The organism is Polaromonas sp. CG_9.5 (assembly GCF_035984465.1).
Taxonomy (GTDB): Bacteria; Pseudomonadota; Gammaproteobacteria; order Burkholderiales; family Burkholderiaceae_C; genus Polaromonas.
Genome location: NZ_JAXCHR010000015.1, coordinates 47,464 through 71,850, shown reverse-complemented (window position 1 = coordinate 71,850; position 24,387 = coordinate 47,464). Strand labels below are relative to the sequence as shown.

Here is a 24,387-nt window from a genome sequence, read left to right as displayed (position 1 = left end):
TCGTATTTTTGACGGCTCAAGCGTGCCGTGTTTTTGTTGAATCACTTCAACTTCACATCCTGTGTCAGTCGGGAAAATTGCGGCTGACGCTTCGCTTTTCCCCGGTGACCTGCCATGCGGTTTTCCGGTTAATCAGGCCAGCCAGAAATTCAAGCTCTGCATCGGTGTGGTTGATGCTGTCGGCAGGCATCAAGGCATCCCCTTCGCTGCTGTCAGCGGTAGCCCAGAAGGCCTGATGGTAGGCGGATGTGCAGAAGGTCTTGTCTCTGCCCGAAGAGAGTGCCAAGGTGCCGTAGCAATTGCATAGATAGCTGGCTCGCCCCGGTTGGTCAGACGCTTGGGCGTAAACGCCGGCACTTTGAAAAGTTGCCGCCAGGCCAGGCATGAGAATTTGATGGTCACCGCTGGTGGCCCAAACGCTGGCCACCGCGCCCGAATGCAAGCGCAACTGGCTGACAGTCGTCAGGGACTTGCCGCGCTCCAGCGAGAGGCGTGAATTTGCACGTACATGAAACGCCGAGTCGCCAATGACAAAGATCACGCTGGAGGCCGGTCCGGTTTGCAGATAATCTCCGGTTTGCACGGTCTGATCGGGTAACAGCCGCTGTCCGTTGAGCTGAACATCGCCGATGAGTTGAACCAGATTGCTGCGCTTTTGTGCCATGGCAGTCGGCAAGCCGCCCATTGCCAGCCACGCTGCGGCGGCCTTCAGCGTGTCACGCCGCCGAAACCACGGGATTTTCTGCTCAGCGCCAATCGGTACAACAGGCCGCATCATGTGAGGTCTTCAAGGGACTCAGCGGACTCAGAAGACTCTGAAAAGCTGTCCCGAAAGGTGAAATACACCGAGGTAAAGAACATCGCCACAATCACCAGCGCCACTGGAAACATGACCACCGTGGCCATCATCGGGTTGCCCAGCAGGCTGGCAATCAGGGACACCAGCACGGCGGCCATGACAAAAACGCCAACCCAGGCCAGGCCATACACGGTAAACGCGCCAAAGTTTTTATAGCAGGCGATGAAGCTGAAAAACAGGCTCTTGACGGGCGATACGCCATGCCAGTGAACCAGCGCCGGTGCGTGCCAGAACAGCAATGACAGCGGCAAATAAAGCGCCATGGCCACCCACATCGCCAGCTGGAAGTTGTCTTGCATGACCAGCTCTTCGGTGATCTTGCCGCCGACCAGATACAGGCTGGCAAACTGCCCGCCATCGACCAGGGCAGACACGCCCATCAAGGCCAGAAAACCGGCGGCATACAACGCGCCCAGCACCATCATGGCGCGCATGCGTTGCTGGCCAGCGCGAAAAGCGCTGATCAGGATGGAGGGCATTGGAAAGTTGCCTTTGGTGGCCTCTTGCGTGGCGGCCATCAGGCCCAGCGTGGCGGCTGGAAGCAGTGCCAGCGCCAGCGCCGCACCGATGAAGGGCACCAGCGTGGCCACCGACAGCATGGCCATGAACATGAAAAACAGCCCCGACATGGCCAGCGGCTGCTTGATAAATGTCGTGATGCCCAGCTTGACCCAGGTCAAGCCGGTGCGGGCGGGAACAATATTCAATTTCATGGCATGAGGCCGGATGCGTGACCCGGCTTTCCGATGAGGTTACAAAAGATAAGGATGCGCCAGCCGCTCGCGCAGCACGCGCTCAAAGTGGCCGGGGTCGTGGGCCTTGAGCATGCTGGCTTCGCGCGGCAGATGAAAGTCCCACAGCCGCGACACCCAAAAGCGCAGCGCGCCGGCGCGCTGCAGGGCCGGCAGCAAGGTGCGTTCCTGCACCGTCAGAGGCCGCACTTTCTGGTAGGCCGCCATGAAGGCATCGGCGCGCACGGTGTCAAGCTTGCCGCTGTCCAGGTCAATGCACCAGTCGTTCAGGCAAATGCCGATGTCGAATAAAAACGTGTCGCAGCCAGCAAAGTAAAAATCGAAGAAACCGGTCAGCTGGCCGTTCTCGAACATCACGTTGTCGCGAAACAGGTCGCCATGCACAACGCCGCGCGGCAGGCTTTGGTAGCTGGAAGAGGCGGCAATATGGTTCTGGTAGGCCAGCTCGCCCAGAATTAGGCTGCGCTGATCTAGCGTGAGGTGCGGCAGCACGACGGGAACGGTTTCGTTCCACCAGTTCAGGCAGCGCAAATTGGGCTGCTGGCGCGAATAGTCCAGTCCTGCCAAATGCATGCGCGCCAGCATGTCGCCCACCCCGGTGCAATGCGCAGCGCCGGGCGCGAGTTCGCTGTGGCCGCGCAGCTTGTTGACCACCGCAGCCGGCTTGCCCTTGAGGCGATGCAGGATGTTGCCTTTGCTGTCTTCCACCGGATCGGGCACGGGAATGCCGCGCGTTGCCAGATGCTTCATCAGGTGCAGGTAAAACGGCAACTGTTCGAACGTCAGGCGTTCAAACAGCGTCAGCACGTACTGGCCCTGATCGGTGTCTGCAAAATAGTTGGTGTTTTCGATGCCGCCTGCAGCGCCCTTGAGGGTCTGCAGTTGTCCCAAATTCAAAAAGCGCAAGAACGCTGCAGCCTCGTCAAACGAGACTTCTGTATAAACGGCCATGCCTGAAACTGAACCCTGTACTGGAAAAAGAAAGATTAGAACTTCAGCACGTTCCAGACGCGCGAACCGTTGGTTTCGGTGCTGGTGGTGGCGGGTGCCTTGCCCCGCGCGCCTTCGGCAGGCTTGACTTCGTAAGGAGCGCCGCCGGTTTTGGGTTGAACGGTGATTTGCTGGGTTTCGCCGCCGACACGCAACTCGTCAATGCGCGTGCCCGCGTCTTCGGTGCGAATGCGCTCGATCTTCTTGTCGGGCCGGGCGGCTTTTGCCGTGGGCGCGGCAGCCTCAGGCGCAGGCGTTTGCGCCACGGCCGCAGCCAGCGGCAGCACTGCAAGCGCAGCGACAAAGAGATGGCGAAGAGCGGTTTTCATGACTGCATTGTAGGCGTCTGGGTGCTGGCCACCCAAGGAAAAAAGGGCTATCTACCGCATCCAATACGCCCAAAAAGTGCAGCCGGTCACTTTGCCAGGAACCGGCGCGCTGATCTGCATACCGGGCAGCCGGCAGTTTGCCGATTTCCCCGACAATCTGGCCCATGAGCCTTGACAAAAAAACCCTGCTGCTGGTCGATGGTTCCAGCTACCTGTACCGCGCCTTTCATGCCATGCCTGACTTGCGGGTCAACCCCGGCGACCCGCACAGCCCGCCCACCGGCGCGATTCGCGGCATGGTCAACATGATGCAAAAGCTGCGCAAGGATGTGCGGGCCGACTACGCGGTTTGCGTGTTTGACGCCAAAGGCCCGACGTTTCGCGACGCGCTGTACCCCGATTACAAGGCCCAGCGTTCGCCCATGTCGGACGACTTGCGCAGCCAGGTCGAGCCGATTCATGAAGTGGTGCAGTTGCTGGGCTGGAAAGTCATGGCCGTGCCCGGCGTGGAAGCCGATGACGTGATTGGCACGCTGGCCTGCATGGCGTCCCGCCAGCAAATCGAGGTCATCATCTCCAGCGGCGACAAGGACTTGAGCCAGCTGGTCGATGAACACATCACCGTCATCGACACCATGAACGACCGCCGCCGCGACCTGGCCGGCGTGGAGTCTGAATTTGGCGTGCCGCCGCGCTTGATGGTCGATTACCAGACGCTGGTCGGCGACGCCGTTGACAACGTGCCCGGCGTGCCCAAGGTCGGCCCGAAAACGGCGGTGAAGTGGCTGCTGGAATACGGCTCGCTCGATGCGCTGGTGGCCAGGGCCGGCGAGATCAAGGGCGTTGTGGGCGAGAACCTGCGCGCCTCGCTGGAGTGGCTGCCCAAAGGGCGCGAGCTGCTGACGATCAAGAAAGACTGCGACCTGGCGGACTACATCGACGGCCTGCCTGCTATGCAATCAATAGCTGTAGGTGCCCAGCAGACAAGCGCCTTGCGCACTTTTTACCTGAAATACGGCTTCAAGGGGCTGGCCAGCCAGATTGACGCTGAAAATACGCCGCCCGAATTGATTGGCGGCACCGAACGCCGCAAACCGCGCGCGCCCGTGGCGTCGCCCGATGCGCCCGGCCTGTTTGACGAGCCGTCGCCGTCCGACACGGTGCTGGCAGAAACGCCACTGCTTGATACGCCACTGGCGGCACGCGCCACCAACTTGCTCTATGAAACGATTCTGACGTGGGACGCTTTTGAGCGCTGGATAGCCAAAATCGAAGCCGCCGAGCTGGTGGCGGTCGATACCGAAACCACGTCGCTCGATGAAATGCTGGCGCGCATTGTCGGCATCAGCTTCAGCGTTGAGCCCGGCGCAGCGGCTTATGTTCCGCTGACGCACGACTACCCGGACGCACCGGCGCAGTTGCCTATTCACGAAGTGCTGGCCCGCCTCAAGCCCTGGCTCGAAAACCCGGCCCGCCTCAAGCTGGGCCAGAACATCAAATACGACCGCCACGTGTTTGCCAACCACGACATTCAAGTGCACGGCTACGCCCACGACACCATGCTGCAAAGCTATGTGCTCGAAGCGCACAAGCCGCACGGGCTGAGCAGCCTGGCCGAGCGGCATGTCGGGCGCAGCGGCATCCAGTACGAAGACCTGTGCGGCAAAGGCGTTAACCAGATCAAGTTCAATCAGGTGGATGTTGCCAAGGCGTCCGAATATTCCTGCGAAGACTCTGACCAGACGCTCGATGTGCATCGGGTGTTGTGGCCGCAATTGCAGGCGAATGAAAAACTGCTGGGCATCTATGAGCTGGAAATGCAGAGCAGCGAATCCTTGTTTCGCATTGAGCGCAACGGCGTGCTGATTGACGCGCCCATCCTGGCCAAGCAAAGCGGCGAGCTGGGCGCGCGCATTGTGCAGCTGGAGGCCGAAGCCTACGAAATTGCCGGCCAGCCCTTTAATTTGGGCAGCCCGAAGCAGCTGGCCGAGATTTTCTTTGACAAGCTGGGCATGAAAGTCGTCAAGAAAACCCCGACCGGCGCGCGCAGCACCGACGAAGAAGTGCTGGAAAAGCTGGCCGAAGACTATCCGCTGCCCGCCAAGCTGCTGGAGCACCGTTCGCTGAGCAAGCTCAAGGGCACGTACACCGACAAACTCGCGCTGCTGGCCAACCCCAAAACCGGCCGCGTGCATACCCACTATGCGCAGGCCGTGGCGGTAACGGGCCGGCTGTCGAGCAACGACCCCAACCTGCAAAACATTCCGGTAAAAACCGCCGAAGGCCGGCGCGTGCGCGAAGCCTTCGTGGCACCCGCCGGCAGCGTGATTGCCAGCGCCGACTATTCGCAGATCGAGCTGCGCATCATGGCGCACCTCAGCAGCGATGAGGCGCTGCTGCGCGCCTTCACCGAAGGCATTGATGTGCACCGGGCCACGGCCGCCGAGGTGTTTGGCGTGGCGGTAGACCAGGTCAGCAGCGAGCAGCGCCGCTATGCCAAGGTGATCAATTTCGGCCTGATCTACGGCATGAGCAGTTTTGGGCTGGCCAAAAATCTGGCCATCGAAACCAAGGCCGCCGCCGCCTACATCGACCGCTATTTCCAGCGCTACCCTGGCGTAAAAAACTACATGGATTCGACCCGCCAGATTGCCAAAGACCAGGGCTATGTTGAAACCGTATTGGGCCGCCGTCTGTACCTGCCCGAGATCAATTCGCCGAACGGCCCGCGCCGCGCCGGTGCCGAGCGCGCTGCCATCAACGCCCCCATGCAGGGCACGGCGGCCGACCTGATCAAGCTCAGCATGAACGCCGTGCAGCAGGTGCTGGACGCTGAACAGCGCCAGACCAAAATGATCATGCAGGTGCATGACGAACTGGTGTTTGAAGTGCCCGAAGCCGAGGCCGAATGGGTGCGCACCGAGATTCCGCGCATCATGGCCGGCGTGGCCGCGCTCAAGGTGCCGCTGCTGGCCGAGATCGGCTTTGGGCCGAACTGGGAACAGGCGCACTGAAAGCGCGGGGGGGTTTCCCCGGAACTGGCTGGACAAAGCGGCCGGTTTATTGACTTGTATTTTTATCATCATTTCGGGCGCTGGCCCAAACAGGACGGGCGCTGGCAGCTATGACTTTGATTGCAATTTTGGTGGGAACGATGGCTGCCGGCATTGGCAGCGTCTGGCTGGCTGCGCTGCTCAGCTTTGGCCTGCTGGCGCGCTACACCCAGCACATGCTGAGCCTGGCCGCCGGTGCGCTGCTGGCGACGGCTTTCCTGCATCTTTTGCCCGAGGCTTTTGAAAGCCAGATCAGCCCGCAGCAACTGTTTGCCACGCTGCTGGTCGGGCTGGTGTTTTTCTTTTTGCTCGACAAGGCCGAGTTGTGGCACCACGGCCATGAACACCACGATGCTGATCACGCTGCGCAGGACGGTGTTGCTGCGCATTCCCATCACGGCCATCAGCACGGCGCTGAGCGCGTGTCCGGCGGCTGGGCTGTTCTGGCGGGCGACAGCGTGCATGCCTTTGGCGACGGCATCCTGATTGCATCGGCCTTCATGGCGGATTTGCGCTTGGGGTTTGTCGCCACGCTGGCGGTGCTGGTGCATGAAGTGCCGCACCACATGGGCGACCTGATCGTGCTGCGGCAAAGCTCCAACAACCGGCGCATTGCGCTGGTCAAGGTGTCGCTGGCCGGTGCCGTCACGGCGCTGGGCGGCGTGATTGGCTATGCGCTGGTAGACCAGTTGCTGAATTATCTGCCGTTCTTTTTGATCATTGCGTCGAGCAGCTTCATTTATGTGGCGCTGGCCGATTTGATTCCGCAGTTGCAAAAGCGCGCCACCTTGCCCGAGACGGCGGCGCAGATTGCCTGGCTGGGGATTGGCATCGGGCTGGTGACGCTGGTCAGTTCATTGGCGCATGCGCATTGAGCGTTGCAGGGGCCGCTTGCGTTTAGCGTGTTTTTATTGCTATAAAATTAATAGCTGTCAGTGCACGCACTGATTGAGCAAGAGCCTGTTTTGGCTGTTAATTAGCACCTCAAGCCGCCGCTGGGCGTGTTGAGAGCGTCCCGATCAACCCGGCGGCAGTTCAAACACCGCTTGCGGCGTTTCGCCTGCCAGCACTTGCAGCAGATTGCTCGTCGCCAGCACCGCCATCGCGTGGCGCGTTTCAAAAGTCGCCGAGCCGATATGCGGCAGCGCAGTGACTTTGGGGTGCGTGCGCAAAGGCGAATCCATCGGCAGCGGCTCGGTGGCAAACACGTCCAGTCCGGCGGCGCGCAAGGTGCCGTGGTTCAGGGCGTGGAGCAGGGCGGTTTCCTGCACGGTGGCGCCGCGTCCGCCATTGACGAAAATCGCGCCGGGCTTCATCAGCCCAAACTCGCGCGCGCCCATCAGGCCCCGGGTTTCATTCGACAAAGGCAGCATGGCAACGACGATGTCGGCGCGCTGCAAGAGTTCATCGAGCGGCGTGTGGCTGGCCTTGCCCGCCAGTTCGGGCGCGTCTTTCGCCAAGTCCACAGGCCGGCGGCTGTGGTACAGCACCGGCATGCCAAAGCCCAGCGCCCCCCGCCGCGCCACGGCCTGGCCGATGCGGCCAAATCCCAGAATGCCCAGCGTCTTGCCATGCACGTCCCAGCCAAACAGGTCTTCGCCGATGTTGCTTGTCCAGTGGCCCTCGCGCACCCAATTGGCCAGCTCGACCAGCCGGCGGCTGGTCGCCATGATGAGGGAGAACACCGTGTCGGCGGTGGTTTCGGTCAGCACGCCGGGCGTGTGGCACAGCATGATGCCGCGCGCGGCCAGTGCCTGCAAGTCGTAGTTGTCCACGCCGACTGACACGCTGGAAATCACCTTGAGCTGCGGCGCGCAAGCCAGCAGCGCGGCATCCACTTTGTAGCTGGAGCCGATCAGGCCGTCCGCCGTTGCCAGTGCCGCCCTGAAGGCCGGCAACTGCTCAAGCAGGCGCGGGTTGGCGACAGTCACGTCGTGCTGCGCCTGCAGGCGGGCCAACTGGTCGGGCGGCAGTTCCCTGAAAACCAGAACTTGTTGGCGTGTGGGGGTTGTGGACATTTAAAACCTCGCTTCAATCAATTCGGCGCGGGTCGGCAGGCCTTCGCTGTCGCCCAGCACCTGCACCGCGCGCGCGCCAATCCAGGCACCGCGCTTGACCGCGTCCAGCACGGTCAAGCCGTCGAGCAACGCGCTGATCACGCCGACGGCAAAACCGTCGCCGGCACCCACGGTATCGATCACTTCGGCTACCGGAAAGCCGGGCACATGGCCGCTGCCGGCGGTGTCGCTGTCAAAGTACGCGCCTTCTGCGCCGAGCTTGACGACCACCAGGCTCGCGCCGCGCGCGCGGTAGAAGCGGGCAATGCCTTCGGCGCTGGCTTCGCCGGTTAACAAGCGGCCTTCTTCCAGTCCGGGCAAAACCCAGTCGGCGCGCGTGGCCAAGTCGTTGATGGCGTCACGCATCACGGCGGTGCTGGCCCACAGCGTGGGGCGCAGGTTGGGGTCAAACGACACGCTGCGGCCGGCTGCGCGCATCAAATCCATTGTTTTTTGGGCGGCGGGCAGGGTGCTGGCAGAAATCGCCGCAAACACGCCGGTGGCATGCAGATGCCGGGCCGACAGCAGCCAGTCGTTGTCAATGTCATCGACGCCCATGAAGCTGGTGGCTGAACCCTTGCGGTGGTATTCAACCGGCGGGTCGCTGCCGTCGAGCACCTGGCCCTTGAACTGGAAACCGGTTTTTTGCGAGGCGTCGCAAATGACGTGGGAGCAGTCGATGCCTTCTTTTGCCATCGCGGCCAGCAAATAGCGGCCCATCGAATCGGTGCCCAGGCGGCTGCCCCAGCCGACCTTCAGGCCCAGGCGCGCCAGGCCAATGGCGACATTGGTTTCCGCGCCGGCGGTGCGTTTGTAAAAGGCTTCGGCATGCTCCAGCGGGCCGTGCCGGTCCGCGACGAGCAGCATCATGGCTTCGCCAAAAGTAATCACGTCCAGGGCGTGGGTCATGCGGGTCTTTTGTTGGGTGATGAAGGAGTGCCGCAGCGGCCTGCCATGTCGGCGGCCACGTTGCGCAACTGGTCGATTTCGCGGCGTGTTACGGCCAGCAGGTCGTCGCCGATCAGCGGGTATTCAATCGCCCACGGCACATTGGCCGGCAAGGCGCGCAGCACGGCACGCCACGGCGCGCTGGACTCAAGCAGCGGCACGGCCACCCAGCGCTGCGGCAGACGCTGAACGCCCTTGCAATGCACATAGCGAACCTGCGGCGCGAGTGCGGCAGCGGCTTGCAGCGGGCATTCGCCAGTCCAGTGCCAGTTGCCCATGTCAAACGTCATGCCCAGGAAAAGGCCCTGGGTATTGGCGCTGGCAAAAAATTCTTGCAGCGCGGGCAGGGTGCCGGCATCTAGCGTCTGGTCGTTTTCAATCACCAGTTCGACTTTGGTTGCCTGCAGCCGGTTTTGCAATGCGGTCAGCGTGGCGTTGGAAGTGGCGTTAAAACCGCCTATGGCCATTTTCAGCCGGGGTGCGCCCAGGGCGTGGCTGGCCGCCAGCGCGTTGTCCAGTGCGGCGGTGTTCAGCGTGCCGTCCGCGCTCCATAGCGGGGCGGCGCTGGAATACACCACGCGCAAGCCGGTTTCACGCACGTACGCGGCAATGGCCGGCAGTTCGCGGGCCACATCGACCAGCAGCTCGCTGCGCACTTCGATGCCGTCAGCACCGGCTTCCTGGCTGAGCCGGGTAAACCACAGTTGCCCGTGGCGGTGCACTTCGGCAGCTCCAAAGGCTGTCAGGGAAATAAAAATGGGCGGCGCGACCAAGGCGGCTGAAACGTCAGTGTGCATGGGATGAATTCAAAATCTGGCCGAGGAAATTGCGGGTTTTCTCGTTTTGCGGGTTACTGAAAAACTGCTGCGGCGGTGCCTGCTCAATGATCTTGCCGTCGGCCATGAAGATCACCCGGTCAGCCACGCTGCGGGCAAAGCCCATTTCGTGCGTCACGCACAGCATGGTCATGCCGTCGTCGGCCAGGCTGATCATGGTGTCCAGCACTTCCTTGACCATTTCCGGGTCGAGCGCTGAAGTCGGCTCGTCAAACAGCATGATCTTGGGCGTCATGCACAGCGCGCGGGCAATCGCCACGCGCTGCTGCTGGCCGCCCGAGAGCTGGCTCGGGTATTTTTTCGCCTGCTCGGGAATCCTCACGCGGGTGAGGTACTTCATGGCGATGGTTTCGGCTTCCTCCTGGCTCAGGCCGCGCGAGCGCATCGGCGCCAGCGTGCAGTTCTGCAAAATCGTCAGGTGCGGAAACAGGTTGAACTGCTGGAACACCATGCCGACTTCCTGGCGCACCGAATCGACATTCTTGCCGCCCGCCGTCAGGTCGATGCCATCGACGACGATGCGGCCTTTTTGCACCACTTCGAGCCGGTTGATGCAACGGATCAGCGTTGACTTGCCCGACCCGGAGGGGCCGCAGATCACAATGCGCTCGCCCGGCGCAACGTTCAGGTTGATGCCGGTCAGCACCTGGAACTGGCCGTACCACTTGTCCACCGCCTCCATGCGGATGATGGGCTCGGCAGCACCGGGAGCGGGCGAAGGGGAATGGATTAGGTCTGTCATAAAAGCACCGTGGTCAGTGGCGTGTCAGGGATAAGGAGACGGTCATTGATAAATTTCCGCGTCATGCCCGCGAAAGCGGGTATCCAGAATCGTTTGAGTGTGCTGGGCCGTGTTGCTGGATTCCCGCCTGCGCGGGAATGACGGCTACGTAAGTGTTATCAGAAAAATTACTGCAGCTTGGGCAGGTCTGTCTGCAGCCATTTCTGGTACAGCTTGTTGAGTTCGCCGTTGGCCGTATTGCGGGCGACAAAGTCGTCCACGGTTTTCAGCAACTCTTCCTGGCCGGGGCGCATCGCCACACCCATCACCTGCTGGCGCAGCAGAAACTTGTTTTCAAACGTATTGGCCGGAGCGCGCTTGGCAATTTGCGCGGCCACCGTGGTCGAGCAGCCAATGGCGTCCACCTGTCCGGACAGCAGCGCCTGCATGGCCGAGGCGTCGTCGTCAAAGCGGCGAATCTCGGTGCCTTCGGGCGCGACGGCGGTCAGCGCCACGTCCTGCGTGCTGGCTCTAGCCACGCCGACGCGCTTGCCTTTGAGGTCAGCGGGCGCTTTCAGGTCAGCCTTCTTGTTGCCGTACAGCACGATGCTGGCGGCTGCGTAGGGCTTGGAAAACTGCACCTGCTTGGCGCGCTCGGGCGTGACAGCCAGCGAAGCGACCAGCAAGTCGACTTTGTTTGTCAGCAGAAACGGAATGCGGTTCGGGCCGGTGACGGGCACCAGATTGACCTTGACGCCCAAATCCTTGGCCATCAGGCGCGCCACGTCGGCGTCGTAGCCGTCAGGCTGGTTGCTGCTGTTCATGGTGCCGTAAGGCGGAAAATCGACCAGCATGCCGACCGTCAGTTCGCCTTTTTTCTTGATGTCCGCCACGGTTTGCGCGCTGGCGGCGGGTGCCCAGGCCCCCAGGGTGGCGGCCAGGCCGAGAGCCAGCGCGGTGGTGGTAAATACGCGGCGTTGCAGAAGCTTGATCATGGGGAAGTCTCCGGTTTAGGTTAAAAAACGACTCGAAAAATGAAACTGAAATCAGCGCGCCAGGGCCGCCGCTTGCCGGCGTTCCATGCGCGCGGCCATCAGCGACAGCGGCCAGCACAGCACGAAATAAATCGCTGCGACCACGCTGAACACGATCAGCGGCTGGAACGTGGCGTTGTTGATGATCTGGCCGGCGCGGGTGATTTCGGCGAAGCCGATGATCGCTGCCAGCGAGGTGCCCTTGATGATCTGCACCATGTAGCCGACGGTGGGCGCCAGCGCAATCTTGAAGGCCTGCGGCAGGACGACAAAACGCATGCGCGAAACGTACGACAGGCTCAGCGCATGCGCCGCCTCCACCTGGCCGGCGGGAATCGCCTGGATGCAGCCGCGCCAGATTTCACCAAGGAAAGCGCTGCTGTTCAAAATAAGCGCGACGCCTGCGGCAATCCACGGGTTGATGTCAAAGCCCAGCACCGGCGCGCCGAAAAACACCAGGAACAGTTGCAGCAGCAGCGGCGTCCCTTGGAATATCTGGATGAACCCGCCGGAGAGAAACTGCGCCAGCCGGTTTTCAGACGTGCGGCCCAGCGCCACCAGCAGCCCGCCAATCGCACCGCCTACAAAAGCGATCATCGACAGCGCGATAGTCCATTTGGCCGCTTCAAGGATGAACAAAAATTCAGGAAATCCGAAAGTACGCATTACCGACGATCCGGGTAGTTGAGGCTGACCTTGTAGAGAAGGCGGAACAGGGCCGAGAACGCCAGCGCCAGCAACAGGTAGATGCCCGCCACAACGATGTAGATCTCGAAACTGCGAAAGGTTTGCGACTGCAGGTTGGCCGCGACCGAGGTCAAATCGTCAGCGGAAATGGCCGACACCACCGCTGAACTGAGCATCAGGAGAATGAACTGGCTGGTCAGCGCCGGGTAAATTGCCTTGAGCGCCGGTTTAAGGATGACGAAGCGGAAAATCTCGTGGCGTTTGAGGTTCAGCGCCAGACCGGCTTCGATCTGGCCCTTCGGGATTGACTCGATGCCGGCGCGGATGATTTCTGTGGCGTAAGCGCCCAGGTTGATGACCAGCGCCGTCAGCGCAGCGGTGTAGGCCGACCAGCGCAAGCCCAGCGCCGGCAAGGCAAAAAAGAAAAAGAACAGCTGCACCAGAAAAGGCGTGTTGCGGATCAGCTCGATATACACATTGATGACGAAGCGCAGCGGCTTCGGCCCGGCAGTTTTGCCCCAGGCGCAAACAATCGCCACCATCAGCCCGAGCAGCATGGCCAGCAGCGACAGCTCGATGGTGTTCCACGTGCCCTTGAGCAGCAGCGGCCAGGCGGCAAAGACATCACCGAATTGAAATGTGTAGTTCATGCGTGAGACGCGCTTGTCGCAAGTGACATGAGCGCTTTGACCACAGTAAAAGGAAGAAGTTTTTCTGACGGCATGGTTTAAAGTTACTTTGCAATGTTCCTGAAACCGGTTTCATTGAATTATAAAACCAAGCATGCCCGTGTTGTAACCCGGTGAAAACCCTAGCGGGCAGGAATTATTTTGGCGACTTGCGGGACTGAAGAGCCGCGCGGCAGCAAACGCCCGGACAGCAAAATCTGGCGCAGCGGCAGGTCCAGTCCCTTGAGCCGCTCAATCAGGCAGCCCGCCGCCAGCCGGCCCAGTTCGTCAGTCGGCTGGGCGATGGTGGTCAAACCGGGGCCGATGTAGGGCGACCATTCGGTGTCGTCAAAGCCCACCAGCCCTACGTCAGCACCCAGACGCCAGCCGAGCCGGGCCATGCTGGCCACCACCCGCAGCGTGACCACGGCATTGCTGGAAATCACGCCGGGCAGGCGCCCGTGGGCCCGCTGGCGCAGGCAGCGAAGCGCGTCGTCCAGCGCGTCGGCAGTGTCCGCCAGGCTTTCAAAAGTCTGGCCGTGCAAGTCGCTGATGCTTGACTTGGGGTCGCTGACCACGCTGCGAAACGCCGCTTCGCGCTCCATGCGCGAGCTCACGTCCTTGATCGGCTCCGACACAAAAAGCAGCTCCCGGTAGCCCGCCGTTACCAGGTGGCGCAGGGCCATCTGCACCGCGCCGGCATTGTCGAGCGAGACAAAATCGGCCTGCATGTCCTGGTGGCGCCGGTCGACCAGCACCACCGGCTTGCCGTGGCGGGCGGCGTCGGCGGCAGCCCCCGCGTCGCCGCCCAGCGTGTTGAGGATGAAGCCTTCAACCTGATAGGCCGAGAGCGCTTCGATGGCCTTGCCTTCGCACCGGCTGTCATTGCCGAGGTTGAACAGCATCAGCAAATAGCCGGCTTCCTGACAGGCTTTTTCAGCGCCGCGCAAAACGGCCACCGAGAAAGGGTTGGTCACGTCCGCCACGACCAGGCCAATCAGCCGCGAGCGGCCGCGTTTGAGGGCTTGGGCCATCGGACTGGGGCTGTAGGCCAGCGCGGCAATTGCGACTTCGACGCGGCTGGCAATGTCAGGCGTCAGCAGGGTTTCGCGGTGGTTCAAAAACCGCGATACGGTGGCTTTGGACACGCCGGCTTCGCGGGCGACATCGGCAATCGTGGCGCGCGCCGGCGGCTGCATGGATTTGATTTTTGAGGTGGGCATAAGTGGCAACGATGAAACAGAATTTAACGCCATTCAAGCGGCTTGATTGAAACCAGTTTCAAGGAATGGTAGCACCGTGTTTCAAAACGATGGCTGCATTTTTACTATGATTTAGATAGCTGCTTGCGCACGCCGGTAGTGCGCCGACGCCTTATTTTTTTCATATTCTGCGAAATAGGCTGCATTTTTAAGGCGTTGGCGGGGTCACCGACGTTTGCAAAAGAAAAATGAAGGCTGTTTGGTTATGCGTTCTCTGTCAGCGGAAGGCTTACAGCGACAGAGGCTGGCGGCCTATACCTGATTTGCCGATTCCACGAGATGATTGAAGCCATCAAACAGTGTCATCCGCACCATGAAAGGCAGGCTTGCAATGAATCCGAATCTTACAAATGCTTCAGTACCTAAAGCTGATTTCATGGGCCTGTCCGCCTCCGGTGCACCAGGCAACAGCGCTGACACGGGTTCTGTTTATGGCGCCGGAATGAAACGCGCCCATCATGCAACCGGCATGCAGCACTCGCCAAGCCCACTTGGCTTGAAGTCGGCTTATGTTGCTTTTGCGGCGACGGTGTTCGCCTGCGTGGTTGCCGCCGCCACTGTTGCAAGCCACAACGTGCCGCTGTTAATCGGAGGATTTTGAACATGACGCAAAAGGAAACCGCAGCCTCAGGCCAGAACACATCAACGGCCAAGGCAGACGCGAATGAAGACCCTGCATTGCAGTTGGAGCGCGACCTGCCTTCAGATGGCCGGGATGAAATTGGCGAAGCCATGATTCGTGACTTGCCGAAGAAGCCTGAACTGGCAGAGCCGCACAGTCAGCCTGATCATTCCTCCAACCCCTCTTGAAAGAAAAATATGGCCATCAATCCCAACGCACCGCCGCCCGAGCCCGTCATGCCGCTGTCAACACCGCCCGAGCCGGGTGAAGTCCAGCCGACGCCCTTGCCGATGTAGGAGGGGTTCGCTGGTTCGGGTTAGTGGGCTCGTGTTTTCTGCAGACGCGGGGCAGGCGCTTTGCGGAAATTGTCGCCTCGTCGCTCAATCAGGCATCAGGCTTTCCTGGAGCTGCCATTCGCCTCGCCTCCTTCAAGCGGTGCAAGCGCCATGACGAATTAAGCGGGTTTCACCGCTGCGCCCGGATTAAACACGGCGCTGGCTGATCAGCCTTGGGCCACGAGTCGTTCCGGGTTGCTACACCAGTCGCTCCAGCTGCCGGCATAAAGGGCGCTTCGGCCCAAGCCCGCAACTTCCATCGCAATCAGGTTAGGCAATGCGCTAACGCCGCTGCCGCATTGATGCACAACACCAGCCGGGTCGCGCTGGCCCAACAGCTCGGTAAATTCAGCTTTCAGTGTTTCAGCGGATTTGAATTTTCCGTCAGGGGCCAGATTCTGGGAGAACGGCCGGTTGAGCGCGCCCGGAATATGACCGGCAACCGGGTCCAGCGGTTCGACTTCTCCTTTGAAGCGCGGTGTGGCGCGCGCATCAATCAGGGTTTGGGTCGGGCGGCCCAGTTGTTCGACGACCTTCGTGGCATCCACCAGTGTTGCGAGTTCGGGTTTGAGCAGGAAGTTGGTTTGAAAGTGCGCGGGTTCTTCGGCGCTGTTGACTGCGCCGCCTGCCGCCTGCCAGGCCTGCAGACCGCCATCGAGCACGGCGACGTTTTCATGGCCGGCCCATTTGAGCATCCACCACAGCCGGCAGCAGTAGTTGGCGCCGTTGCGGTCATACACAACGGCCTGCATGTCATTGCCCATGCCGACGCTGGAAAGCCAGATGGCAAACTTTTCGCGGTTGGGCAGCGGATGGCGTCCGCCTGACGCGGGAACGTCTGAGCCGGCGGCGGTGATCACCCCATGGGCACCGGGTACACCGTGCCGGGCGGTGAGCGCCGTTTCAAGGTCGGCGTAAATCGCCCCTGGAATGTGCGATTCGAGGTAATGCAGCTTGCCGGCATGGGGCTGCATCAGATCAAAGCTGCAGTCAAACACACGCAAGGGCTGTCCGCTTTTCATCAGTGCCTGCAATGCTTCGGCGGAAATCAGGGTGGTGTAGTTCATTTTGTTTTCCTTGAGTGACCGGATCAATGTTCTTCGGCGGGCGTATCGGGTGCGGCGCGTGCCCGCAGCACGGTGGCGGAAATGGCGCTGACGACGATGAGCGCCATGCCGGCCCAGCCGATCAGCGGGATCTGGTCGCCAAAAAGCATCAAGCCATAAAGCGCGGCAAACACAATGCCAGAGTACTGCAGGTTGGCGACCATCAGGGTTCCACCATGATTTTGCGACATCGAATAGGCTTTTGTCATGGCCAGCTGGCCGAGCGAAGCCAGAATCCCGAGCGGTGGCAGCCACAGTGCATGCTGCCAGTTCCAGCTTGAAAGGCCGGTGACGCTCATGCCCAGCGCGCCGGCGACCACGGTGCCCACCGCAAAATAAAAAACCGTGCGTATTTCAGGCTCGCCCATGCGCGAAATGGCCATGACATGCATGTAGGCAAAGGCCGCGCCCAGTCCCGACAGCAGCCCGATCAGGCCGGCAAACGTCTGGTTCTGGTCCATGGCCGGGCGCAGCAGCATGACGACGCCGGCAAAACTCGCCAGGATCGCCAGCACCAGCGGACCCTGGCTCGGGCCTTTTTTGCCGGGTTTGCCCAGCATCAGCGTGCCGCCGACCAGGAAAGCGGCAATCCAGACGCTGCTCATGTAATTGAGCGTCATGGCGGTGGCCAGCGGCAGGTGGGCAATGGCGTAAAACCAGGCCGACAGCGAGGTGACGCCAATCACGCTGCGCCAGGCATGCATGCCCGGATAACGGGTGCGCAGGGAGGTGCCGTGGACCTGCGCATAGGCCACCATGAACACCACGCTGACCACGCCCCGGTAAAACACCAGCTCAGCGCTGGTGAAATATGCCGATGCAAACTTGACGCACACGCCCATCGATGCAATCAGGAAGGCGGACAGGATCATCCAGATGGCTTGCATCGGTGCTTGTTGCTTGTTTAAGAGTTGAAAATGGCTTTTGAGCAGGGTGGACGGGCGCTGGTAGCTATTAAAGGCATAGCCAATAAAGCGAGTCAACAGCATCGGCCGGGTGAAGGGGCTGCGCCCCTCAGATCATCTGCGTGGTTTTGCTGGCGCCCATTTCGCGGCGATACCACTCGTGAAAGTGCTGCATGCCGTCTTCCATCGGGCTCTGATAGGGGCCAAACTCGTTGTCGCCGCGCAGCATCAGCGCCTTGCGGCCGGCGTCCATGCGCAGGGCGAGTTCGTCGTCTTCGACACAGGTTTCCATGTAGGCCGCCTGCTGCGCTTCGATGAACTCGCGCTCGAAAGCGCAGATTTCCTCAGGGTAGAAAAACTCCACCACATTGAGGGTTTTGTCAGGCCCCTGCGGATGCAGCGTGCTGACCACCAGCGTATGGGCATACCACTCGACCATGATGTGTGGGTAGCAGGTGAGCCAGATGGCGCCGTATTTGGGCGGCGCGCCGTTGCGGTACTGCAACACCACGTCATGCCATTTTTTATAGACATCGGTGCCGGGTTTGCCCAGCTTGTCGGATACGCCCACCGTTTGCACCGAATAACTGGGCGCCAGTTCCCAGCTCAGGTCGTCGGTGGTAACAAAACCGCCCAGGCCGGGGTGGAAAGGGCCGACGTGGTAGTCCTCCAGATAGACCTCGATGAAGGTTTTCCAGTTGTAGTTGCATTCGTGCAGATGCACCTTGTCGAGCTGGTAACCGGAAAAATCAAGGTCGGCCATATGGCCCAGCGACGCCATTTCGGCGGCAATGTCGCGGCCGTTGTCTTCAAATACCAGGCCGTTCCAGGTTGTGGTCTTGTAGCGGTTCAGGTTCAGGCACGGGTCGACCTCGAAATGCGGCGCACCGATCAACTCGCCCGACGTGTTATAGGTCCAGCGGTGCAGCGGGCAGACGATGTTGCTGCCAGTGTTGCCCCGGCCCTGCAGCATGGTGGACTGGCGGTGGCGGCAGACGTTGGAGATCAGCTCGATGCCCGAGCCATTGCGGACCAGTGCCCGGCCTTCGCCTTCATGCGGCAGGGCATAGTAGTCGCCCAGGTTGGGCACGGCGAGTTCATGGCCCAGATAACGCGGACCGCGCGCAAACAGCTTTTGCTGCTCGCGCTGGTAAAGGCCGGTATCAAAATAGCTGGAAATAGGGAGCTGGCTGGTGGCTTGCAGCAGGCGAAGGCTTTTATCAGGCATCAATTTCTTTCAGCAGGCCACTGCAGCCCACAGCCAGGCTTGGCAGGCATGTCATAAAAGCCAGGTGAACAAGCAGGCTGCAAGGCAACCCGCAAACAAGGAATTACCGGGTTTTTCAGCACAAAATATGAAAGCGCCGGTATCGAGAATTATTATCAATTGTACCCGTTTGGGCTGTTTTCAAGCGGCCGTAAGGGGGCCGCAGGATAATGCGCCCTTGCCTTGATCCATATCCGTACCCGCGCCCAAAATACTGCAACCGCCTAAAATCTGCCCTTCTTTCAAATACCCATGGCCAAAAGCTCCGCTTCTTCTGTTTCGTCTGCATCGTCCACCACGCCGGCTGACGCCAGCAGCGCCGCACCGGTTCCTGCCCTGCCTGCCAGCTACGAAGCCGCGCTGCAAGAGCTTGAAGGGCTGGTAAGCCGGCTAGAGTCCGGCCAGTTGCCGCTTGACCAGTTGCTCGCCGGCTACCAGCGCGGCGCGCAACTGCTGAAGTTTTGCCGGGACAGGCTCGAAGCCGTTGAAACCCAGATCAAGGTGCTCGAAGGCACGGAGCTCAAGCCCTGGGCGCAAGCGTAATTTGCGCCGTCATCCTCAATGTCACAGCCCCAAGCCAAGAGACCCCTGTTTTGAATGCCCCTGAAAATTTCCCCCTGTTTGACCTGAGCGACTGGAGCGCCCGGCAGCTTGCCGCCACCGAGCAGGCCTTGTCCCGCTGGGTCGCCAATCCGCTTGATGCGCCCGCGCCCGCTGGCCTGGGTGATGCGATGCGTTATGCCGTGCTGGACGGCGGCAAGCGCCTGCGCCCGCTGCTGGTCATGGCCGCTTGCGATGCCGTGAACGGAACGATTGCGACGGCTTTGCGCGCCGCCTGTGCGGTCGAATTGATTCATGCCTATTCGCTGGTGCACGACGACATGCCCTGCATGGACAACGATGTGCTGCGTCGGGGCAAGCCGACCGTTCACGTGCAGTTTGGCCAGGCTCAGGCCCTGCTGGCCGGTGATGCCTTGCAGGCGCTGGCCTTTGAGCTTCTGACGCCAGAGAGCGATGATTCAGTCAGTGCGCCAACCCAGGCGCGCCTGTGCCGCCTGCTGGCGCAAGCTGCGGGTTACCAGGGCATGGCCGGTGGTCAGGCGATTGACCTGGCCAGCGTTGGACTGCCTTTGACTTCTGCGCAATTGCACGAGATGCATCGCCTGAAAACCGGCGCATTGCTGCAGGCCAGCGTCATGATGGGTGCCGCCTGCGGCACGGCGTCGCCGGCAGCGCTCAAGGCCTTGCAGACCTATGGTGCGACAGTGGGGCTGGCGTTCCAGGTCGTCGATGACATTCTGGATGTGACCGCCGACGCTGCCACGCTGGGCAAAACTGCCGGCAAGGATGCGGCCCAGGACAAACCCACTTTTGTTTCACTGATGGGGTTGCAGGACTCCAGAGACTATGCACAGCAACTGCTGGCGCAGGCGCTGGCCAGCCTGCAGAACAGCGGACTTGAAAACACCCATGCCTTGCAGGCGCTCGCCGACATGCTGGTCAACCGACAGCACTAGACCCGGTCCGGCTTCGTCCAGCCCTCAACCAGATACCTACGATGTACGCATTACTTGAAACCATTAACAGTCCTGCCGATCTGCGGCGGCTTCCGCGCTCCCAGCTCAAAAGGCTGGCCGATGAATTGCGTGCCTACGTGCTTGACAGCGTCTCCAAGACCGGCGGTCACCTCAGCTCCAACCTGGGCACGGTCGAGCTGACGGTCGCGTTGCACTATGTTTTCAATACACCTGACGACAGGCTGGTGTGGGATGTAGGTCACCAGACTTATCCGCACAAGATATTGACCGGCCGGCGTGACCGCATGGGCACCCTGCGTCAGTTCGGCGGGCTGTCGGGTTTTCCGCGCCGCGACGAAAGCGAATACGACACCTTTGGCACGGCCCATTCCTCGACTTCTATTTCAGCGGCGCTCGGCATGGCGCTGGCTTCGCAGTTCAAGGGCGAAGACCGCAATTCGGTGGCCATCATCGGCGACGGCTCCATGAGTGCCGGCATGGCGTTTGAAGCCCTGAACAACGCCGGCGTACATGACAACTGCAAGCTGCTGGTGGTGCTCAACGACAACGACATGAGCATCAGCCCGCCGGTGGGCGCCCTGAACCGCCACCTGGCCCAGCTGATGAGCGGCCGCTTCTACGCATCGGCCCGCCAGGTCGGCAAGCAGGTGCTGCGTGTGGCCCCGCCGCTGCTGGAACTGGCCAAGCGACTGGAGTCGCATGCCAAGGGCATGGTGGTGCCGGCCACGCTGTTCGAGAACTTCGGTTTCAACTACATCGGCCCGATTGACGGCCATGACCTGGAGTCGCTGATTCCCACGATGGAAAACATCAAGCATTTGATGGCGACCGGCGCGGGTCCGCAGTTTTTGCATGTCGTGACCAAAAAAGGCCAGGGCTACAAGCTGGCCGAAGCCGACCCGATTGCCTACCATGGCCCCGGCAAGTTCGACCCATTCATGGGTCTGCAAAAGTCCAGCACACCCGCCAAGCAGACCTTTACCCAGGTGTTTGGCCGCTGGCTGTGCGACATGGCCGAACATGACCCGCGCCTGGTCGGCATCACGCCCGCCATGCGCGAGGGTTCGGGCATGGTTGAATTTCACCGGCGCTTTCCAAAGCGCTATCACGACGTCGGCATTGCCGAACAGCATGCGGTGACGTTTGCCGCCGGCATGGCCTGCGAAGGCCTGAAACCTGTCGTGGCGATTTATTCGACCTTTTTGCAGCGCGGCTACGACCAGCTGATTCATGACGTGGCGCTGCAAAACCTGCCGGTGGTGTTTGCGCTGGACCGTGCCGGGCTGGTGGGAGCCGATGGCGCGACCCATGCGGGCGCCTACGACATCCCGTTTCTGCGCTGCATTCCCAACATGAGCATCGCCTGCCCGGCCGATGAAAACGAGTGCCGCAAACTGCTGACTTCGGCCTTCGAGCAAAACCATCCGGTGGCCGTGCGCTACCCGCGCGGCGCGGGCGCGGGTGTCGAGCCCGAGGCCGGTCTGAAGTCACTGCCTTTCGGTAAGGGCGAGATTCGCCGTGAAGGCAAGGGCATTGCGATTCTGGCCTTTGGCACTCTGCTGTATCCGGCATTGCAAGCGGCTGAAAAACTGGGCGCCACAGTGGTCAACATGCGCTGGGCCAAGCCGCTGGATACCGAGTTGCTTCTGAAAGTGGCCGCCAGCCATGAAGTGCTGGTAACTGTGGAAGAGGGCGCCATCATGGGCGGTGCAGGCAGCGCAGTGGGTGAAGCGCTGCAAGCTGCAGGTGTGCTCAAACCCTTGCTGCAACTCGGCCTGAAAGACGAGTTCATCGAGCATGGCGAACATGGGCAGCTACTGGCGCTGCAGGGACTCGATGCCACCGGCATTGAGGCCGCTGTCCGGACGCGTTTTGAGGGGCTCACCTCGGTTGGTTAGCGCGTGTCATCAAGCAAGCAGCAGGGCTTCATCAAGGCTTTAACTGGTCAACCCCGCAAAACCATGAATGCCGCCAAGTCAACTGCTGGTTTTTTTGGGGTTCAGGTTGCAAGTGATGGTGACTGCATCTACTCGGCCTGAATAATCGGGTGGCCGTTGTACATGCTTTATGCGCCATTAGGTGCAAGGGTGTTACGCCATACTGCGTGTTCCCTGCCATGCGGGAAAGTCGTGCCCGCCGTGTCTGGACGGGGCATCCATAACAATGCATTAAAAAAACGTTCCTGTTGTCTCACAGGCACGGACTTTACAAGGCTGCATGTGCGGCTCGATACGCTGCCATAAGGTATCGGTAAAGGCCAGGGGAAGTATCCGTCAGTTTGGCCAAATCAGATGAGCAGGTCGCATCGAAATTTGGTCCGGAATTTTAGAGCCGTGCTTAACTGACTGACGAAAAGTTGAATATGAATTGATTGAAAAATCAAGAACCTACCGATTCAAAAGTATTGAACATCAACCATAAGACAGAAAATGCCAGTATGGTGCCAATTAATAGGCGCCAAATCTTGGGTTCTGTCTCCTGCATTTTTTTCTTGAGATTTAGAAACCGCTGACGTTGGGTGACTTTTACCCCGTCACTTTGACAGCTCCGACATATGTACTCCCCGTAGCGGTTTTCATGGCAATCTTTTCGCTCAATAGATTTTTTACAGGCAGAACAAGTTTTAAGCATATTTAGATGATTTGTAAACTTTAAGGGTAGCATTTTGTTGTTTGCTTATGGAGCCGAAATTCATAAAACCTGGATGTATGGAAAATGGCCATGAATAAATCCATAGTTTTTAACATCAAAACTGCACTCGTTGCGCTTATGCGAATTTTCTGGACGTTTCCCCTGCGCTTTTCATTGCCAGGACATAAAGCCAACCCTTTGTCGCTCAGAGGAAGTTGAAGTCTGCGACCCGCTTTTGATGAAGCTATGACTGCTGGAAATCGCGCTGCCAATGGTTTAGCTTGATAGGCTTTTCAAACCTGCTGGGGATGTTGCCTGGAAGCCTCATGCTGATTCGCTGTAAAAGGGTTGTTTGAGCACATGGCCATCAGGCCATCGTCATTTTGGCTGATCCAGTGCCCCATCAAGCGCTGCCCACGATCCAGCGCTTTCGCCAATGTGTGTGACCTTCGCCCCAACCTGCTTGAGCAGCGTCACCGCCTCCCGTTTGAGCTAGCCCGCAAGCGGTTTTTTCGTTTTTGGCATTATTGGTTCCCAGACACATCATGTCATCCGACATGTCTTGCAAACAGGAGCAAGTCTGGGCTGCCGACAAACTGCAAAGAAAAAGGTTCACTGCTATTTTCATAGCAATGAACCTTTATCTGTATTGGTGCCGGAGAGATGAATCGAACACCCGACCTTCTCATTACGAATGAGCTGCTCTACCAACTGAGCTACACCGGCTTAAGCCCTCGATTATAGCCCGGAGTAATAGGCGGTAACGCGCTCGACTTCATTTTTAGAGCCCAGCACCACGCTGACGCGCTCGTGCAGTTTGGTTGGCTGAAGGTCAAGAATGCGCTGCTTGCCGTTGGTGGCGGCGCCGCCGGCTTGCTCGATCAGCCAGCTCATGGGATTGGCTTCGTACATCAGGCGCAGCTTGCCGGCTTTTTCAGGCTCGCGTTTGTCCCACGGGTATAAAAACACGCCGCCACGGCACAGGATGCGGTGTACGTCGGCCACCATGGCGGCCACCCAGCGCATGTTGAAGTCTTTGCCGCGCGGGCCTTCCTTGCCTTGCAGGCATTCGTCGATGTAGCGCTTGACCGGTTCGTCCCAATGCCGCATGTTGCTCATGTTGATGGCAAATTCCTGGGTGTCTTTCGGAATGGTGACGTTTTCCTCGATCAGCACGAACGAGCCTTGTTCGCGGTCCAGCGTGAACATGGCCACGCCGTCGCCTACCGTGAGTGCCAGGGTGGTTTGTGGCCCGTAGATGCAGTAACCGGCAGCGACCTGGCTGGAGCCGGGCTGCAAAAAGTCGCTTTCTTCCACGCTGTCATTGCCTTCGGGCTTTTTCAGAACGCTGAAAATGGTGCCGATGCTGGCGTCTACATCAATATTGCTGGAGCCGTCCAGCGGGTCGAACATCAGCAGATACTCGCCTTGTGGATAGCGGTTGGGCACAACATAAATGCTGTCCATTTCTTCAGACGCCATTGCCGCCAGGTGGCCGCCCCATTCGTTGGCCTCAATCAGCACTTCGTTGGCAACGATATCAAGCTTTTTCTGGATTTCGCCCTGCACGTTCTCGCTGCCGGCGGTGCCCATCACTTCGCCCAATGCGCCTTTGTTGACAGCCTGGCTGATGCTTTTACAGGCACGGGCCACCACTTCGATCAGCAGGCGCAGCTCGGGCGGAATATGACCGGCGAGGCGCTGCTGCTCGACCAGGTAGCGGGTGAGGGAAATTTTGGGGGACATCAGGAACTCCAGTGAAAGGGTAGGGTTGTTGTCAGTAAATT

At 60.1% G+C, this 24,387-nt stretch carries 23 protein-coding genes and 1 tRNA gene; 7 read left to right on the top strand and 17 right to left on the bottom strand.

Going from position 1 to position 24,387, the window contains the following annotated elements:
- Nucleotides 1–64: 64 nt before the first annotated feature.
- From RCH06_RS12685 to RCH06_RS12670, 4 genes are all read right to left on the bottom strand, one after another.
- On the bottom strand, nt 65–664 hold the full coding sequence (locus tag RCH06_RS12685) for an iron dicitrate transport regulator FecR (RefSeq protein WP_327081826.1): 600 nt from the start codon (nt 662–664) through the stop codon (nt 65–67).
- A gap of 110 nt (nt 665–774) precedes the next feature.
- A complete protein-coding gene (locus tag RCH06_RS12680) occupies nt 775–1,572 on the bottom strand; it encodes a BPSS1780 family membrane protein (protein WP_327081825.1) in 798 nt (265 codons plus the stop codon).
- A 39-nt stretch (nt 1,573–1,611) separates the two neighbouring features.
- A complete protein-coding gene (locus RCH06_RS12675) occupies nt 1,612–2,562 on the bottom strand; it encodes a homoserine kinase (RefSeq protein WP_327081824.1) in 951 nt (316 codons plus the stop codon).
- Nucleotides 2,563–2,597: 35 nt separating this feature from the next.
- Nucleotides 2,598–2,930, bottom strand: coding sequence for a hypothetical protein (locus RCH06_RS12670; protein ID WP_327081823.1), 333 nt, complete (start codon nt 2,928–2,930; stop codon nt 2,598–2,600).
- Nucleotides 2,931–3,094: 164 nt separating this feature from the next.
- On the opposite strand from RCH06_RS12670, the gene polA reads away from it, so the two are divergent.
- Both polA and RCH06_RS12660 read left to right on the top strand, forming a co-directional pair.
- A complete protein-coding gene (gene polA / locus RCH06_RS12665) occupies nt 3,095–5,944 on the top strand; it encodes a DNA polymerase I (RefSeq protein WP_327081822.1) in 2,850 nt (949 codons plus the stop codon).
- A gap of 110 nt (nt 5,945–6,054) precedes the next feature.
- The gene (locus RCH06_RS12660) at nt 6,055–6,858 is read left to right on the top strand and encodes a ZIP family metal transporter (RefSeq protein WP_327081821.1); all 804 of its coding nucleotides are present in this window, start codon (nt 6,055–6,057) and stop codon (nt 6,856–6,858) included.
- A 144-nt stretch (nt 6,859–7,002) separates the two neighbouring features.
- On the opposite strand, the gene RCH06_RS12655 is transcribed toward RCH06_RS12660, so the two are convergent.
- The 8 genes from RCH06_RS12655 to RCH06_RS12620 all read right to left on the bottom strand — a co-directional run bounded on the left by RCH06_RS12655 (nt 7,003) and on the right by RCH06_RS12620 (nt 14,157).
- Nucleotides 7,003–8,001, bottom strand: a complete 999-nt coding sequence (locus RCH06_RS12655; RefSeq protein ID WP_327081820.1) for a 2-hydroxyacid dehydrogenase — start codon at nt 7,999–8,001, stop codon at nt 7,003–7,005.
- A complete protein-coding gene (locus RCH06_RS12650) occupies nt 8,002–8,949 on the bottom strand; it encodes a sugar kinase (protein WP_327081819.1) in 948 nt (315 codons plus the stop codon).
- Nucleotides 8,946–9,785 carry a sugar phosphate isomerase/epimerase family protein gene (locus tag RCH06_RS12645; protein ID WP_327081818.1) on the bottom strand — a complete coding sequence of 280 codons (840 nt, stop codon included), beginning with the start codon at nt 9,783–9,785 and terminating at the stop codon, nt 8,946–8,948. Before RCH06_RS12645 ends, RCH06_RS12650 begins: the two co-directional genes overlap by 4 nt.
- Nucleotides 9,775–10,566 carry an amino acid ABC transporter ATP-binding protein gene (locus RCH06_RS12640; RefSeq protein WP_327081817.1) on the bottom strand — a complete coding sequence of 264 codons (792 nt, stop codon included), beginning with the start codon at nt 10,564–10,566 and terminating at the stop codon, nt 9,775–9,777. Before RCH06_RS12640 ends, RCH06_RS12645 begins: the two co-directional genes overlap by 11 nt.
- 167 nt (nt 10,567–10,733) lie before the next feature.
- Nucleotides 10,734–11,540, bottom strand: coding sequence for a transporter substrate-binding domain-containing protein (locus RCH06_RS12635; RefSeq protein ID WP_327081816.1), 807 nt, complete (start codon nt 11,538–11,540; stop codon nt 10,734–10,736).
- A gap of 51 nt (nt 11,541–11,591) precedes the next feature.
- Nucleotides 11,592–12,245: an amino acid ABC transporter permease gene (locus tag RCH06_RS12630; protein WP_327081815.1), complete on the bottom strand. Its 654-nt coding sequence runs from the start codon at nt 12,243–12,245 to the stop codon at nt 11,592–11,594.
- A complete protein-coding gene (locus tag RCH06_RS12625; RefSeq protein ID WP_327081814.1) occupies nt 12,245–12,916 on the bottom strand; it encodes an amino acid ABC transporter permease in 672 nt (223 codons plus the stop codon). The genes RCH06_RS12630 and RCH06_RS12625 overlap by 1 nt, the downstream gene beginning before the upstream one ends.
- Nucleotides 12,917–13,077: 161 nt before the next feature.
- The gene (locus tag RCH06_RS12620; RefSeq protein ID WP_442799650.1) at nt 13,078–14,157 is read right to left on the bottom strand and encodes a LacI family DNA-binding transcriptional regulator; all 1,080 of its coding nucleotides are present in this window, start codon (nt 14,155–14,157) and stop codon (nt 13,078–13,080) included.
- A 370-nt stretch (nt 14,158–14,527) separates the two neighbouring features.
- Between RCH06_RS12620 and RCH06_RS12615 the strand changes: the two genes are divergently transcribed.
- Nucleotides 14,528–14,797: a hypothetical protein gene (locus RCH06_RS12615; RefSeq protein WP_327081813.1), complete on the top strand. Its 270-nt coding sequence runs from the start codon at nt 14,528–14,530 to the stop codon at nt 14,795–14,797.
- 2 nt (nt 14,798–14,799) lie between these two features.
- On the top strand, nt 14,800–15,006 hold the full coding sequence (locus tag RCH06_RS12610) for a hypothetical protein (RefSeq protein WP_327081812.1): 207 nt from the start codon (nt 14,800–14,802) through the stop codon (nt 15,004–15,006).
- Between the two features lie 314 nt (nt 15,007–15,320).
- On the opposite strand, the gene RCH06_RS12605 is transcribed toward RCH06_RS12610, so the two are convergent.
- The 3 genes from RCH06_RS12605 to RCH06_RS12595 all read right to left on the bottom strand — a co-directional run bounded on the left by RCH06_RS12605 (nt 15,321) and on the right by RCH06_RS12595 (nt 18,392).
- Complete coding sequence (locus RCH06_RS12605; RefSeq protein ID WP_327081811.1) at nt 15,321–16,220, bottom strand: sulfurtransferase; 900 nt, start codon at nt 16,218–16,220, stop codon at nt 15,321–15,323.
- A 23-nt stretch (nt 16,221–16,243) separates the two neighbouring features.
- Nucleotides 16,244–17,146, bottom strand: coding sequence for a DMT family transporter (locus RCH06_RS12600; RefSeq protein ID WP_327081851.1), 903 nt, complete (start codon nt 17,144–17,146; stop codon nt 16,244–16,246).
- A gap of 127 nt (nt 17,147–17,273) precedes the next feature.
- Nucleotides 17,274–18,392 (bottom strand): aromatic ring-hydroxylating oxygenase subunit alpha, encoded by a 1,119-nt coding sequence (locus RCH06_RS12595; protein WP_327081810.1) that lies wholly within the window; start codon nt 18,390–18,392, stop codon nt 17,274–17,276.
- Between the two features lie 291 nt (nt 18,393–18,683).
- On the opposite strand from RCH06_RS12595, the gene RCH06_RS12590 reads away from it, so the two are divergent.
- The 3 genes from RCH06_RS12590 to dxs are packed head-to-tail and all read left to right on the top strand — an operon-like array spanning nt 18,684 to nt 21,867.
- Nucleotides 18,684–18,974 (top strand): exodeoxyribonuclease VII small subunit, encoded by a 291-nt coding sequence (locus RCH06_RS12590; RefSeq protein WP_327081809.1) that lies wholly within the window; start codon nt 18,684–18,686, stop codon nt 18,972–18,974.
- A gap of 50 nt (nt 18,975–19,024) precedes the next feature.
- Entirely contained in the window at nt 19,025–19,948 is a 924-nt protein-coding gene (locus tag RCH06_RS12585; RefSeq protein ID WP_327081808.1) for a polyprenyl synthetase family protein, read from the top strand.
- 41 nt (nt 19,949–19,989) lie between these two features.
- Nucleotides 19,990–21,867 (top strand): 1-deoxy-D-xylulose-5-phosphate synthase, encoded by a 1,878-nt coding sequence (dxs, locus tag RCH06_RS12580; RefSeq protein WP_327081807.1) that lies wholly within the window; start codon nt 19,990–19,992, stop codon nt 21,865–21,867.
- A gap of 1,383 nt (nt 21,868–23,250) precedes the next feature.
- Here the strand turns inward: dxs and RCH06_RS12575 are convergent.
- Nucleotides 23,251–23,326: transfer RNA gene (locus RCH06_RS12575), tRNA-Thr, on the bottom strand.
- A 12-nt stretch (nt 23,327–23,338) separates the two neighbouring features.
- Nucleotides 23,339–24,346 carry a class 1 fructose-bisphosphatase gene (locus RCH06_RS12570; RefSeq protein WP_327081806.1) on the bottom strand — a complete coding sequence of 336 codons (1,008 nt, stop codon included), beginning with the start codon at nt 24,344–24,346 and terminating at the stop codon, nt 23,339–23,341.
- Nucleotides 24,347–24,387: the final 41 nt, after the last annotated feature.